Source organism: Gordonia lacunae (assembly GCF_002149015.1).
In the GTDB taxonomy this organism is placed as follows: Bacteria; Actinomycetota; Actinomycetes; order Mycobacteriales; family Mycobacteriaceae; genus Gordonia; species Gordonia lacunae.
Map to the genome: position 1 here is coordinate 43,040 of NZ_NGFO01000022.1, position 13,660 is coordinate 56,699.

The following is a 13,660-nucleotide window of genomic DNA, read 5'->3' on the forward strand; positions in this document are numbered from 1 at the left end:
CCGAAAGAACCCTCATGGCCACCTTTGACGAGACGATCCTCGACAACCTCGAGATCGAGCTCCCCTCCTGGGCGTTCGGCAACTCCGGCACCCGGTTCAAGGTGTTCGGCACCCCGGGCACCCCCCGTACCATCCACGAGAAGATCGCCGACGCCGCGAAGGTCAATGAGCTGACCGGTCTGGCTCCGACTGTCGCCCTGCACATCCCGTGGGACACCGTCGACGACTACCGCGCGCTCGCCGCGTACGCGAGGGATCTGGGCGTCGGACTGGGTACGGTCAACTCCAACACCTTTCAGGACGACGCCTACAAGTTCGGCAGTCTCACCCACACCGACAAGACGGTGCGGCAGATGGCCATCGACCACCACCTCGCGTGCATCGAGGTGATGAACGCGACCGGCTCGCGCGACCTCAAGATCTGGCTCGCCGACGGAACGAACTACCCCGGCCAGGGCGACATCCGCGGACGCCAGGACCGCCTCGCCGAGTCCCTCGCAGCCATCTACCAGCACATCGGCGACGACCAGCGACTCGTGTTGGAGTACAAGTTCTTCGAGCCCGCGACGTATGTCACCGACGTCCCCGACTGGGGCACCTCCTACGCCCATGTGACCGCGCTCGGCGAGCGGGCGATGGTCTGCCTCGACACCGGTCACCACGCGCCGGGCACCAATATCGAATTCATCGTCGCGCAGTTGCTGCGCCTCGGGAAGTTGGGCTCGTTCGACTTCAACTCGCGCTTCTATGCCGACGACGACCTCATCGTCGGCGCGGCGGATCCGTTCCAGCTCTTCCGAATCCTGTTCGAGGTGATCCGCGGCGGCGGCCTCGACACCGGCTCGCCGGTCGCGCTGATGCTCGACCAGTGCCACAACGTCGAGGAGAAGATCCCCGGCCAGATCCGTTCGGTGCTCAACGTCGAGGAGATGACCGCCCGCGCCCTCCTCGTCGACACCGAGGCCCTGACCGAGGCGCAGTCAGCCGGAGATGTGCTGGGCGCGAACGCCATCGTGATGGACGCGTTCTACACCGACGTCCGTCCGATGCTCGCCGAACGTCGGGTCCGCCGCGGTCTGCCCGCAGATCCGATGGCCGCCTACGCCGGGTCCGGCCACCGCGAACGCATCGTCGCCGAGCGCGTCGGCGGTACCCAATCATCCTGGGGCGCCTGAGCCCTCCCACCGCCCCAATCCCCCTGAACTCCCGAGGAGATCACCCACCATGACCAATCCCGCAGTCGCTGCACTCATCGCGCGGTCCAACCGGCTCGGATCGGACCCGAAGAACACCAACTACGCCGGCGGCAACACCTCCGCCAAGGGCACCGACACCGATCCCGTCACCGGTGAGGACGTCGAACTGCTCTGGGTGAAGGGTTCCGGCGGTGATCTCGGCACCCTGACCGAGCAGGGCCTGGCCGTGCTCCGGCTCGACCGCATGCGCGCTCTCGTCGACGTCTACCCCGGCCTCGACCGCGAGGACGAGATGGTCGCCGCCTTCGACTATTGCCTGCACGGCAAGGGCGGCGCCGCCCCGTCGATCGACACCGCGATGCACGGTCTGGTCGACGCCGCACACGTCGATCACCTGCACCCCGACTCCGGCATCGCCATCGCCACCGCCGCCGACGGAGAAGCGTTGACGAACAAGATCTTCGGCGACCGCGTCGTCTGGGTGCCGTGGCGGCGCCCGGGCTTCCAGCTCGGGCTGGACATCTCGGCCCTCAAAGCGGCCAACCCGCAGGCGATCGGTTGCATCCTCGGCGGTCACGGGATCACCGCATGGGGTGAGACCTCCGACGAGGCACAGGCGAATTCGCTGGAGATCATCCACACCGCCGAGGAGTACATCGCCGCCAACGGCCGGCCGCAGCCCTTCGGCGCCCCGATCGACGGCTACGGCGCACTTCCCGCCGAGGAACGCCGGGCCAAGGCAGCGGCGCTCGCCCCGTTCATCCGCGGTCTCGCCTCGACGGACAAGCCACAGGTCGGTCACTTCACCGACGTCGACCCGGTCCTCGAATTCCTCGCCGCGGCCGAGCATCCGCGCCTGGCCGCGCTCGGCACGAGTTGCCCGGACCACTTCCTGCGCACCAAGGTCAGGCCGCTCGTCCTCGATCTACCGGCGTCGGCGACGGTCGAGGAGTGCACGGAGCGCCTCACCGCGCTGCACGAGGCCTACCGCGAGGACTACCGCGCCTACTACGACCGCCACGCCACCGCGGACAGCCCCGCGATGCGGGGCGCCGACCCGGCCATCGTGCTCGTCCCGGGCGTCGGCATGTTCAGCTTCGGCAAGGACAAGCAGACCGCACGCGTGGCGGGCGAGTTCTACCTGAACGCGATCAACGTGATGCGCGGCGCCGAGGCCATCTCGACCTACGCCCCGATCGACGAGTCGGAGAAGTTCCGGATCGAGTACTGGCTCCTCGAGGAGGCGAAGCTCGCGCGGATGCCCGAGCCCAAGCCGCTCGCCACCCGCATCGCCCTGGTCACCGGTGCGGCCTCGGGCATCGGCAAGGCCATCGCGGCGCGGCTCGCCGCCGAAGGTGCGTGCGTGGTGATCGCCGACCTCGATGCCGAGAAGGCGCGCGCGGCAGCCGAGGAGATCGGGTCGAGCGATGTCGCGATCGGCGTGGCCGCCGACGTCACCGACGAAGCAGCCGTGCAGGCCGCGATCGACGCGACCGTGCTCGCCTTCGGCGGCATCGACCTCGTCGTGAACAACGCCGGTCTGTCGCTGTCGAAGTCGTTGCTGGACACCACCGCCGCCGACTGGGACCTGCAGCACAACGTGATGGCCCGCGGCTCGTTCCTGGTGAGCAAGGCCGCCGCCCGCGCCCTGATCGACCAGAAGCTGGGCGGCGACATCCTCTACATCTCGTCGAAGAACTCGGTCTTCGCCGGCCCCAACAACATCGCGTACTCGGCGACGAAGGCCGACCAGGCACATCAGGTCCGCCTCCTCGCCGCCGAGCTCGGCGAACACGGGGTCAAGGTCAACGGCATCAATCCCGATGGCGTGGTGCGGGGTTCGGGGATCTTCGCCGGCGGCTGGGGCGCCAAGCGCGCCGCCGTCTACGGTGTCGAGGAGAAGGACCTGGGCAAGTTCTATGCACAGCGCACCCTGCTCAAGCGTGAGGTGCTGCCGGAGAACATCGCCAACGCCGCGTTCGCGCTGTGCACCTCCGATTTCTCCCACACCACCGGTCTGCACGTGCCGGTGGACGCGGGCGTCGCCGCCGCGTTCCTCCGATGAGTCGCTCAACCCGGTCCGCCCAGGTCGCCGCGATCGACCTGGGCGCGACCAGTGGCCGGGTCATGCTCGCCGACGTCTCCCGCGGACGTCTCGAGCTCGAACAGGTCGCGCGGTTCGCCAACGATCCGATCCACCTCTGGAACGGCCGCCGGTCCGCACTCCACTGGGACCTCCCGGGGTTGTTCCGGGCCGCCTCTGCCGGGCTCGCCGAGGCGGGCCGGCAGTCCGATGATCTGGTCGGCATCGGGGTGGATTCCTGGGCGGTCGACTACGGGCTCCTCCGCGAGGGCCGGATGCTCGGCTTACCGCACCACTATCGGGATGCGCGCAGCGCCGTCGGTGTCGACGCCGTCCACGCCGAGCTGGGTCCGGCAGACCTGTACGTCCGCAACGGTTTACAGCACCTGCCGTTCACCACCCTGTACCAGCTGGCGGCGGAGAAGGCCGACGGACTGCTCGACCAGGCCGACACCGCGCTGCTGATCCCGGACCTCATCACGTACTGGCTGACCGGACAGCGCGGCACCGAACGGACCAATGCGTCCACGACCGGACTGCTCGGGATCAACGGGCGCTGGGACACCCCCATGATGGAGCGACTCGGGTTGCCGGTGGGGCTGTTTCCGGACATCGTGGAAACCGGCACCGACCGGGGTCCGCTGCTCGGTGAGGTCGCGGACCGGCTCGGCCTGGCCGCCTCGACCCGCGTCACCGCCGTCGCCTCCCACGACACCGCGTCGGCCGTGGCCGCCATCCCGATGGATCCCACCCGGGCGGCGTACATCTCCTGCGGCACCTGGGGTCTGGTCGGCGTCGAACTCGACGAGCCGGTCGTCTCCCGCGACGGGTGGAAGGCCAACTTCACCAACGAGGTCGGCGCCGACGGCCGGATCCGTTACCTCCACAACGTGATGGGTCTGTGGTTGCTCAGTGAGACCGTGCGCCAATACCAGCGTGAGGGCTACCGGGCCGATCTGGGCGAACTGCTGGCACAGGCCGCCGAGGCGCCGCCGACCGTCGAGATCTTCGACACCGACGATGCGCGGTTCCTGCCGCCCGGGGACATGCCCGGACGCATCCGCGCCTGGTACGACGAGCGGGGTATGCGCTCCCCGATGACCCGTCCCGAGATGGTGCGCGCGATCGTCGACAGCCTCGCGTCGGCGTTCGCCGACGGGGTCGTCCGGGCGGCCGAACTGTCCGGGACGACGGTGGAGACCGTGCACCTCGTCGGCGGCGGCTCACAGAACCGGCTGTTGTGCCAGCTGACCGCCGACCGCCTCGGGCTGCCGGTACAGGCCGGACCGGTGGAGGCGACCGCACTGGGCAACGTGCTGATCACCGCACGCGCCCACGGCCTGATCGATGGCGACCTGGCGGCGATGAGGTCTATCGTCGCCGACAGGTTCCCGCCGCAACACTATGCACCCCGAGACTCCCGCGGCACACGATTTCGCACCGCGGTCGGGACAGGAAAGGCATGACGATGCAACGCACATCCCCCATGAAGCGTCGAGTTCCCAAGCCACGCGACCTCGCGCCGCTGATGCAGTTCAAGAAGCCGCAGTTCGACGCGAAGAAGCGACGCCTGGATGCCGCGCTGACGATCGAGGACCTGCGGGCGATCGCCAAGCGTCGCACCCCCAAGGCCGCCTTCGACTACACCGACGGCTCGGCCGAGGCCGAGCTGTCGATCGAGCGTGCGCGGCAGGCGTTCGCCGACATCGAGTTCCATCCGGCGATCCTGCGCGACGTCTCCAAGGTCGACACCTCGTGCACGATCCTCGGCGGGCGTTCGGAGCTGCCGTTCGGCATCGCACCGACCGGGTTCACCCGGATGATGCAGACCGAGGGCGAGTACGCCGGTGCGCGCGCCGCCGCCCGCGCCGGCATCCCCTTCTCGCTGTCGACGATGGGCACGGCGTCGATCGAAGACGTGCGGGATGCGAACCCGCACGGACGCAACTGGTTCCAGCTGTACATGTGGAAGGACCGGGAGCGCTCGATGGCGCTGGTCGACCGCGCGGCGAAGGCCGGATACGACACCCTCCTGGTGACCGTCGACGTCCCGGTCGCCGGCGCCCGCCTGCGCGACAAGCGCAACGGCATGTCCATCCCGCCGGCTCTGACCACCAAGACCGTGCTCAATGCGATCCCCCGGCCGCAGTGGTGGATCGACTTCCTGACCACCGAACCCCTGGCGTTTGCCTCACTCGACCGGTGGTCGGGCACGGTGGCCGAGCTGCTGGACACGATGTTCGACCCCACGGTCACCTTCGACGATCTGGCGTGGATCAAGTCGCAGTGGCCGGGCAAGCTGGTGGTGAAGGGGATCCAGACCGTCGACGACGCCAAGGCGGTGACCGCACTCGGCGCCGATGGCATCGTCTTGTCCAATCACGGTGGGCGCCAGCTCGATCGCGCACCGATCCCGTTCCACCTCCTGCCCGAGGTGGCCCGCGAGGTCGGCGCGGACACCGAGATCATGCTGGACACCGGCATCATGAGCGGTGCCGACATCGTCGCAGCGGTCGCACTCGGAGCGCGGTTCACGCTCGTCGGCCGCGCCTACCTGTACGGCCTGATGGCCGGGGGTGAGGCCGGGGTCGACCGGATGATCGAGATCCTCGGCGAGCAGATCGCGCGCACGATGCGCCTCCTGGGCGTCGCCTCGCTGGACGAACTGACGCCGGCGCATGTCACCCAACTCGAACGTCTGGTGCCCCGGGCGCGTTCCTGACATCCGGGATGTCGCGGAGGGGTCCGATCCGCCGATCGGGCCTCTCCGCGCCGGTTCAGGCGGACCGGGCGCCGACCTCCGGAGGCTGTTCCCGGCGATGCGCGAAGTGGTCCACCAGACCCACCACCAGCGCGATGAGCACGAGGAGCGCCGCGGTCGCCAGTCCGATCTGGAACGCCCGGGCCCAGTCGCCGCCGCTGTTGGCGACCTGGGCGAAGAACACCGCACCGACGAGTGCGATGCCCGCGGCGGCGCCGATGCGCTGGCCGGTCTGCAACACGCCGCCGGCGATGCCCGCCTTGGTGACCGGCACCTGGTCGAGGCTCAGCGTGAGGTTGGGCGAGATCACGAGTCCCGAGCCGACACCGGCGACCAGCAGCGGCACCGCGGCCGCGTAGCCGACGTTGTGGCCGGGGACGAGCTGGACGGCGATGATCGTCGCGATCATCCCCACCACGACCAGCCCCAGACCCAGCAGGACCAGCGAGCGTCCGACCCGCGTGACGATGTTGCCGCCGACGCTCGCCGACACCGCCGACCCCAGCGCGAAGGGGGTCACGGCCAGGCCGGCCTGCAGCGCCGAGTAACCCAGGCCCTGCTGGACGAAGAGGGTGTAGATGAAGAAGACGGTGGTGAATCCCGCGAAGTAGACCATGGCGATGATGCACCCCAGCGAGTACGACCGCATCGAGAACAGCGAGAGGTCGACGAGTTGCTGATGTCCGACCCGGCCCTGGCGCCGCTCCCACAGCACGAAGGCACCCAGCAGTACCGCGGCGACGATCAGCAACAGCCACTTCCGCGCGCCCGGCCACTCCTGCTCCTGAACCATCGGCAGCATCAACGCGAACACCCCGACACCCAGCAGCAGGACGCCCACCGGGTCGAAACTGCCCCGCAACGGCTGCTTGGTCTCCGACGGCCGGGCCGGGATGAGCCGGATGGCGGCGAGAAAGGCGGCGATGCCGATCGGCACGTTGACGAAGAAGATCCAGCGCCACCCCTCGGCGGACCCACCCAGCTGGATGAGGACGCCGCCCAGCAGCGGACCGACCGCCGTCGAGATGCCGATCGTCGCCGCGAACATCCCGAAGGCCCGGCCCCGCTCCGCCCCACGGAAGAGCAGCTGGATCAGTCCCGAGACCTGCGGCGCGAGAATGCCACCCGCGACGCCCTGGATCAGCCGGAAGACGACGAGCTGCGTCGGACCCTGCGCGAAACCACATGCCGCGGAGGACAGTACGAACAGCGACAGCCCGATGAGGAAGGTCACCTTGCGGCCGCGGGCGTCACCGACCCGGCCCGCCGGCACCAGGACGAGCCCGAAGGCGAGCGCGTAACCGGAGACGACCCACGAGAGATCGGCCGAGTTCGCACCGAGACCGGATTCGATCGACGGCAGTGCGACGTTGACGATCGAGACGTCCAGGAGCGTCATGAAGCCGACGACCAGACACACCGCAAGTGCCTTCCACCGTCGCGGGTCTGGTTGATAGTCCGCGGAGAACGGGCTGGCCGGAGTCGACATCGAGCCGCCTTTCATTCGGGGGTACCGCGCTGTTCGTAGTCAATCAGCCCGGGAGATGGGCGACCCTCCCGACTCCGCGTAACGGGTGTTGCGGTACGGCGTCTGGTGAGATGAACACATGGGTGTGAGCATGCGGGACGTCGCGGCGGCGGCCTCGGTGTCGGTGGGAACGGTCTCGAACGTGCTCAATGCGCCCGGGAAGGTCTCCCCCTCGACCGTTGCGCGGGTGCAGGCGGCGATCGACCAGCTGGGCTTCGTCCGCAACGACGCCGCGCGGCAACTCCGGGCGGGACGCTCACGATGCGTCGGCATGGTGGTTCTCGACGTGGGCAACCCCTTCTTCACCGACATCGCCCGCGCCGCCGAGCAACGGGCCGCCGACCACGACCTGACGGTGCTGCTCGGTACCTCCGACGACGACGAGTCGCGCGAACAGGCCTACCTCGACACCTTCGACGAACAGCGGGTCTTCGGCCTGCTCGTCTCCCCGATCGGCGACGACCTGAGGCGTTTCGACTCGCTGCGTCGGCGCGGCACCCCGGTGATCCTGGTCGACCGAGATGCCGGCGGCTCCCCCTTCGATTCGGTTGCCGTGGACGACATCGCGGGCGGTCGGCTCGCGGTGTCGCACCTGTGTGAGATCGGGCGCCGCCGGATCGTCTTCATCGGCGGGCCACCGGGACTGCGTCAGGTCGCCGACCGCCGGCGTGGCGCCCAGTCCGCTGTCGACGGCGTCGACGGCGCGACGCTGGAGGTCGTGCACACGACGACTCTCAGCGTGCTCGCCGGACGCGAGGCGGGCACGGCGCTGCTGGCCAGGGCACCCGGCGAACGACCGGATGCGGTGTTCTGCGCCAACGACCTCCTCGCGATCGGTGTCCTGCAGGCCTTCACGATGCTGGGTGGCGACATCGGTGTTCCGGACGACATCGCGATCATCGGTTACGACGACATCGACTTCGCCAGGTCGGCGGTCGTCCCGTTGTCGTCGATCCGGCAGCCGACCACCCGGATCGGAGTCACCGCGGTCGATCTGCTGATCAGCGCGGCAAACGATCCCGCGGAGCACCACGACCCGTCGAACCTGGTGTTCCAGCCCGAACTCGTCGCCCGGGCGTCGACGCTGGGGTGAGGACCACGGTCTCGGCACCCGGCCGTGCGGGACGAGACATCAGACCGACCAGTCCGGCGGCTCCGGCCGCGGCCCCGCCGAGCGCGAACACCAGACCGTACGCCGTCCCCGCCGGGTGGGCGCCGCCTGCCACCGTGAGGGCCGCGAACAAAGAGGCCACCGTCGCGCTCGCGATCGAGCTGCCGACGATCCGCGCGATCGCGTTCACCCCGTTGGCGACCGCGGTGTCCGCCGCCGGTACCGCGTCGGTCACCAACGACGGCAGGGCCGCGTAAGAGCCACTGACGAAGACGTTGACCACCACGGCCGCCGCGATCAGCTGCCACGGCCGATCGCGGGCGACGACGAGAACGACGAACGCGATCACCCCGACGATGCACATCGCCGCGAGAACCCGGTCGCCACGAAACCGGTGGACGAGTCGTCCACTCACCGCGGCGGCGGCGAACCCGGCCCCGGCGCCCGGGAGCAGGAACACCACGCTCGCCGCCAGGACACTGGCCCCGAAACCGTAACCGGCGACCTCCGGCGCGGCCTGCACGAACTGCGCGATACCGAGGAACTGGAAGTACATCGCCGCTCCGACCAGTGCCGCCGCGATGTGGGCGGGGGTCACCCGCCGCCCGGCCAGTGCTCGAGGCGGCACGAGGGGCGCTCCGGTCCGGCGCTCGTGCAGGCACCAGAGCACGAGGCACGCCAGCCCGCCGACACCGACTCCGACGGCGGTCCCGGCCGATCGGCGCGGGCCTTCGGCGAGCGCGAGCAACACCGCGCAGAGGCCGACCGCGAGCAGGAGCACACCGGCCACGTCGGCTCCGGGGCCCGGCACCGCCGCGCCCGGCGTCGCGGGGACGGCAACGGACACCCAGGCAAGGGAGACGACGCTCAGCGCCAGCAACATCCAGAAGACCCGCTGGTAGGGTCCGTCGTCGGCGACCAGCACGCCGGCGGCCACCATCCCCAGCCCGGCGCCGCCCGCCATCATCCCCGACATCAGTCCGATGGCGTGCGTGAGCCGGCGCTGGTCGGTGGTTCTGCGGAGCACCGCGACGCCGATCGGGAAGATGGCGAAGGCCGAGCCCTGCAGTACCCGCCCGATCACGAGCAGCGGCAGGCTCGTGGCCAGCACACACAGTACGGACCCGAGGACGACCACGACGAGGATGCCGATCAGGACGCGTCGTCCACCGCGCCGGTCCGCGAGTTTGCCGAGCACCGGCGTGCAGATCGCCGCAGCGAGAAGGTTGGCGGTCAGCACCCACCCGATCTCGGCGGGCCCGGCCCCCAGCTGCGCCGACATCGTGGGGATCATCGGTACCACTGCGGCCTGCAGGACGGACATCGTCGTCACGGCGAAGCACAGGGCCGAGACCGCCCGGCGGGTCGACGCCGCAGTGCCACCTGGACGGTCCACCCTGGGAACCCCTTCCGTTGTCGGATCTCCACAAAACTTATACCTTTAGTTTGAATCATGTCTCATCGACGAAGGGAACGCCCATGTCCGACACCACCAGCGCCATCCGCCTGCGCGGGGACGGCGTCACTCTCGCGGCCGATCGCTGGGATCCGACGACGCAACCCTCGACCGGGACCGCGCTCCTCCTGCACGGCGGCGGTCAGACGCGTCATTCGTGGCAGCGCACCGGGCAACGGCTCGCCGATCACGGCTGGACCGCGATGACGATCGACGCCCGAGGCCACGGGGACAGCGACTGGGCGGCCGACGGCGACTATTCGATCGCCGCGCACGCCCGGGACCTCGCCGCGGTCGTCGCGGCGCTGGACACGCGCCCGGTCCTCATCGGCGCCTCGCTCGGGGGCATGGCCTCGCTGATCGCGCAGGGCGCCGACCCGACGCTCGCCCGCGGTCTCGTCCTGGTCGACATCACGCCGAGCGCCGAACCGGCGGGCCTGGAGAAGATCTCGACCTTCATGCGGGACGGCCTGGCGGGCTTCGACTCGCTGGACGACGCCGCCGCGGCGGTCACCGCCTACAACCCGCACCGCCGCCGGCCCCCGCGGCCGGACGGGCTGCGCAAGAACCTGCGGTGGCGCGACGGGCGGTGGTACTGGCACTGGGACCCGCAGATGATGGCGGACCGGTCCAACAGCCCCGAGCAGGCCGGCGTTCGCGAAGAGCAGGCGCGGACAGCGGCGCGGGCGATCACCGTGCCCACGCTGCTGATCCGCGGTGCGCAATCCGATGTGGTCAGTCCGGAGAACGCGCGCGATCTGCTCCGGCTGATCCCGACCGCACGTCAGATCGATGTCGGCGGCGCGGGACACATGGTCAGCGGCGACGACAACGACGTCCTGAGCGAAGGACTCATCGAGTTCCTCGACCACGATCTGCCGAACTGAGGACCGCGCCGGCGCCCGCCTCCGGGCCGACGCGCGACAACCATGCCGCACCGAGGCCGAGAAGCGCGATGGCACAGAGCAACACACTCAGCCAGAGGGTCGTGTCGTCGAAGGCGAGCGGCACCGCGACAAGCGGCACGATCGCGGCCCCGAGCGCGTTTCCGGCTTCCCGGCCGAGTCCCAGCCCGCTGAACACGTGACGAGACCGGAACAGCTCGGTCACATAGGCACCCATCGGCCCGAAGACCATGCCCACGCCCAGACCGTTGCCCAGAGCGAGGACGAGCCAGAACATGGCCGAGGACCCGTACTCGGAGAGCAACCAGAATGCGGGCCAGGCGAACACCGCACTGTAGACGAACCCGCCCATGATGATGACCCGCCGCCCCACGCGATCGGACAGTCCGCCGAACACCGGGATCAGCAATGCATTCGCCACCTGCGCGGCGATCAGCCCGATCAGGATGTCGGTGCTGCCCAACCCGAGCTGATTGGCACCGAAGGTGCCCATGAACACGAGGTAGAAGTAACCGATGCCGGTCATGCCGATGGCCATCACCATCACCACGAGCAGCGCCCTCGGCTGCTGGTTGATGACGTCACGGACGGGGGTCCGCGCCGGCCCGCCGGTGTCCTCGATCCGATGGAACTCCGGCGTCTCGGGCAGCGAACGTCGCAACCACAATCCGTACGCGAGGATGAAACCGCTGCACAGGAACGGAATACGCCAGCCCCAGCTCATGAACACGTCCTCGGACATGACCGTCGAGCAGAGCAGCAGCGCACTGGTACCCAGCACACCACCGAGGGCCGCCCCCATACCCGGCAACGAGCCGAGCAGACCTCGTTTGCGCTGCGGTGCGAACTCGACGGCGACAAGGGTCGCGCCGCCGTACTCGGCGCTGGCGCCGATGCCCTGGACGATCCGCAGCATCACCAGCATCAGCGGAGCGAGCCAACCGATCTGGCCGTGGCTCGGCAACAAACCGACCAGCATGGTGGCCGCGCCCATCAGGACGAGCGTGAGGACCAGGATGCGCTTGCGCCCGTATCGATCTCCGAGGCTGCCCAGGATGACACCGCCGACGGGGCGCACGACGAAACCGATGGCGAACGTCCCCACCGCCTGCAGGGTGCCGAGGAACGGACTCGACCCGGAGAAGAACACACTCGCGAACACCACGGATGCCGCGGACGCGTAGAGGCTGAAATCGTAGTACTCCAACAGTGTCCCGACGAACGCCGCCCGGCCTGCCTTCTTCGACATCTCGGGCGTGGTCGGTGGCGCCGTCGGGGAACCACCGCGGTCCGTCGATGATGTTGTCTGACTCATGAGATCCTTCGCCTTCGGTACCGGGCATTGCGCCCGAAAAGGACAGTGACCCTGCGAACAATAATCTAACGTCGTTCGTTTATTCGCGGATTCGCACAACACGACTCGCGGATTGAGCTGTCGCGCAACGACTTGAACTCGCGTCTGCATCCCGAGGCGCGAGCGAGGCAAGCCCTCCCGGCCCCTGAGGTGCGCGGAGCGATGGTCCGACCGGCGTCAGGCCCGGATGGCCTCGAGAATCCGGTTCCTCGATTCTTCGCGACGCGGCCAACCGCCCAGGATCAACGTCGTCAGACAGGTCGGCTTCCATCTGGTCACGATGTCCTCGCAGATCTTGTCGACCGGCCCCACCAGCGCAACGTCCTCGACCATGGCGGTGGGGACTGCCTGGGCGGCGAGATCGGCGCGGCCGGCCAGGTAGAACGACTGGATCTCGGCGCACGCCTCGCCCCATCCCATGCGGACGAAGACGTCGTTGTGGAAATTCGCCCCCTTTGCGCCCATTCCGCCGGCATAGAGGGCGACCACGGGCTTCAGCCGCGCCGCGGCCCGTTCGACATCGTCATCCTCCGCGAGCCAGCACACGTTGGCGATCTCGAAGTCGTCGGCCGACCGGCGCGCGCCCTCGCGGGCGAACCCGTCCGCCAGCGCGGCACGGTAGAACTCGTCGGTCTTCGGCGAGAACCACAGCGGTGTCCAGCCGTCGGCGATCTCCGCGGCGAGCGCCACGTTCTTCGGTCCTTCGGCACCCATGTACACCGGGATGTCGGCGCGCAGCGGGTGGACGATCGACCTCAGTGGCTTCCCCAGCCCCGTGCCCCCGTGGAGCGGAAGCTGAAAGTGCCTGCCGTCGAACGTGACCGGCTCATCCCGCGCCCACACCGCCCGCATGATCGACACGTACTCACGCGTGCGCTCCAGCGGGCGCGGATACGGGGCGCCGTACCATCCCTCGACGACCTGGGGTCCCGACGCCCCGATGCCGAGGATGAGCCGTCCGCCGCTGAGATGGTCGATCGTCTGCGCCGCCATCGCCAGCGCGGTGGGCGTGCGCGCGGCCATCTGGCACACGGAGGTGCCGAGTGCGATGGTCGACGTCTGCGACCCCCACCACGCCAGTGGTGTCAGGGCATCGGAGCCATAGGATTCCGCGGTCCAGAAGCTGTCCACGCCGAGCGCCTCGGCCTCGGCGAGCGTCTGCTCGATCCGCCTCGGCGGTCCCGCTCCCCAGTACCCGGCCATCACACCGACTTTCATCCCGCCACTGCCTCTCCGCCGATATTCCGCTGATGTGGTTGCCGTCCG

At 69.2% G+C, this 13,660-nt stretch carries 10 protein-coding genes; 6 read left to right on the forward strand and 4 right to left on the reverse strand.

Going from position 1 to position 13,660, the window contains the following annotated elements:
- The first annotated feature begins 14 nt into the window (after positions 1-14).
- Genes rhaI through CA982_RS17960 form a run of 4 tightly spaced genes read left to right on the forward strand, consistent with a single transcriptional unit; the run spans position 15 to position 6,001 of the window.
- Positions 15-1,175 (forward strand): L-rhamnose isomerase, encoded by a 1,161-nt coding sequence (gene rhaI, locus CA982_RS17945; RefSeq protein WP_086536628.1) that lies wholly within the window; start codon positions 15-17, stop codon positions 1,173-1,175.
- A 49-nt stretch (positions 1,176-1,224) separates the two neighbouring features.
- Positions 1,225-3,261 carry a bifunctional aldolase/short-chain dehydrogenase gene (locus CA982_RS17950; protein ID WP_086536629.1) on the forward strand — a complete coding sequence of 679 codons (2,037 nt, stop codon included), beginning with the start codon at positions 1,225-1,227 and terminating at the stop codon, positions 3,259-3,261.
- The gene (locus CA982_RS17955) at positions 3,258-4,745 is read left to right on the forward strand and encodes a rhamnulokinase (protein ID WP_086536630.1); all 1,488 of its coding nucleotides are present in this window, start codon (positions 3,258-3,260) and stop codon (positions 4,743-4,745) included. The genes CA982_RS17950 and CA982_RS17955 overlap by 4 nt, the downstream gene beginning before the upstream one ends.
- 20 nt (positions 4,746-4,765) lie before the next feature.
- Positions 4,766-6,001, forward strand: coding sequence for an alpha-hydroxy acid oxidase (locus CA982_RS17960; RefSeq protein ID WP_086536631.1), 1,236 nt, complete (start codon positions 4,766-4,768; stop codon positions 5,999-6,001).
- A gap of 55 nt (positions 6,002-6,056) precedes the next feature.
- Here the strand turns inward: CA982_RS17960 and CA982_RS17965 are convergent, their stop codons facing one another.
- Positions 6,057-7,529 (reverse strand): MFS transporter, encoded by a 1,473-nt coding sequence (locus tag CA982_RS17965; protein ID WP_086536667.1) that lies wholly within the window; start codon positions 7,527-7,529, stop codon positions 6,057-6,059.
- Positions 7,530-7,647: 118 nt separating this feature from the next.
- On the opposite strand from CA982_RS17965, the gene CA982_RS17970 reads away from it, so the two are divergent.
- Positions 7,648-8,661 carry a LacI family DNA-binding transcriptional regulator gene (locus CA982_RS17970; protein WP_086536632.1) on the forward strand — a complete coding sequence of 338 codons (1,014 nt, stop codon included), beginning with the start codon at positions 7,648-7,650 and terminating at the stop codon, positions 8,659-8,661.
- Here CA982_RS17970 and CA982_RS17975 read toward each other — a convergent pair.
- A complete protein-coding gene (locus tag CA982_RS17975; RefSeq protein WP_086536633.1) occupies positions 8,570-10,075 on the reverse strand; it encodes an MFS transporter in 1,506 nt (501 codons plus the stop codon). The two genes, CA982_RS17970 and CA982_RS17975, sit on opposite strands and share 92 nt — an antisense overlap.
- Before the next feature lie 83 nt (positions 10,076-10,158).
- Here CA982_RS17975 and CA982_RS17980 point away from each other — a divergent pair, with 83 nt between their 5' ends.
- Entirely contained in the window at positions 10,159-11,022 is an 864-nt protein-coding gene (locus CA982_RS17980) for an alpha/beta fold hydrolase (RefSeq protein WP_086536634.1), read from the forward strand.
- On the opposite strand, the gene CA982_RS17985 is transcribed toward CA982_RS17980, so the two are convergent.
- Both CA982_RS17985 and CA982_RS17990 read right to left on the reverse strand, forming a co-directional pair.
- Positions 10,988-12,355 (reverse strand): MFS transporter, encoded by a 1,368-nt coding sequence (locus CA982_RS17985; protein ID WP_086536635.1) that lies wholly within the window; start codon positions 12,353-12,355, stop codon positions 10,988-10,990. The two genes, CA982_RS17980 and CA982_RS17985, sit on opposite strands and share 35 nt — an antisense overlap.
- 216 nt (positions 12,356-12,571) lie before the next feature.
- Positions 12,572-13,612, reverse strand: coding sequence for an LLM class F420-dependent oxidoreductase (locus tag CA982_RS17990; RefSeq protein ID WP_086536636.1), 1,041 nt, complete (start codon positions 13,610-13,612; stop codon positions 12,572-12,574).
- Between the last annotated feature and the right edge of the window lie 48 nt (positions 13,613-13,660).

Bases quoted from the DNA above. Each gene is read 5' to 3' on its own strand.
- rhaI (WP_086536628.1), top strand. From the start codon at position 15: ATGGCCACCTTTGACGAGACGATCCTCGACAACCTCGAGATCGAGCTC.
- CA982_RS17950 (WP_086536629.1), top strand. From the start codon at position 1,225: ATGACCAATCCCGCAGTCGCTGCACTCATCGCGCGGTCCAACCGGCTC.
- CA982_RS17955 (WP_086536630.1), top strand. From the start codon at position 3,258: ATGAGTCGCTCAACCCGGTCCGCCCAGGTCGCCGCGATCGACCTGGGC.
- CA982_RS17960 (WP_086536631.1), top strand. From the start codon at position 4,766: ATGAAGCGTCGAGTTCCCAAGCCACGCGACCTCGCGCCGCTGATGCAG.
- CA982_RS17965 (WP_086536667.1), bottom strand. From the start codon at position 7,529: ATGTCGACTCCGGCCAGCCCGTTCTCCGCGGACTATCAACCAGACCCG.
- CA982_RS17970 (WP_086536632.1), top strand. From the start codon at position 7,648: ATGGGTGTGAGCATGCGGGACGTCGCGGCGGCGGCCTCGGTGTCGGTG.
- CA982_RS17980 (WP_086536634.1), top strand. From the start codon at position 10,159: ATGTCCGACACCACCAGCGCCATCCGCCTGCGCGGGGACGGCGTCACT.
- CA982_RS17985 (WP_086536635.1), bottom strand. From the start codon at position 12,355: ATGAGTCAGACAACATCATCGACGGACCGCGGTGGTTCCCCGACGGCG.
- CA982_RS17990 (WP_086536636.1), bottom strand. From the start codon at position 13,612: ATGAAAGTCGGTGTGATGGCCGGGTACTGGGGAGCGGGACCGCCGAGG.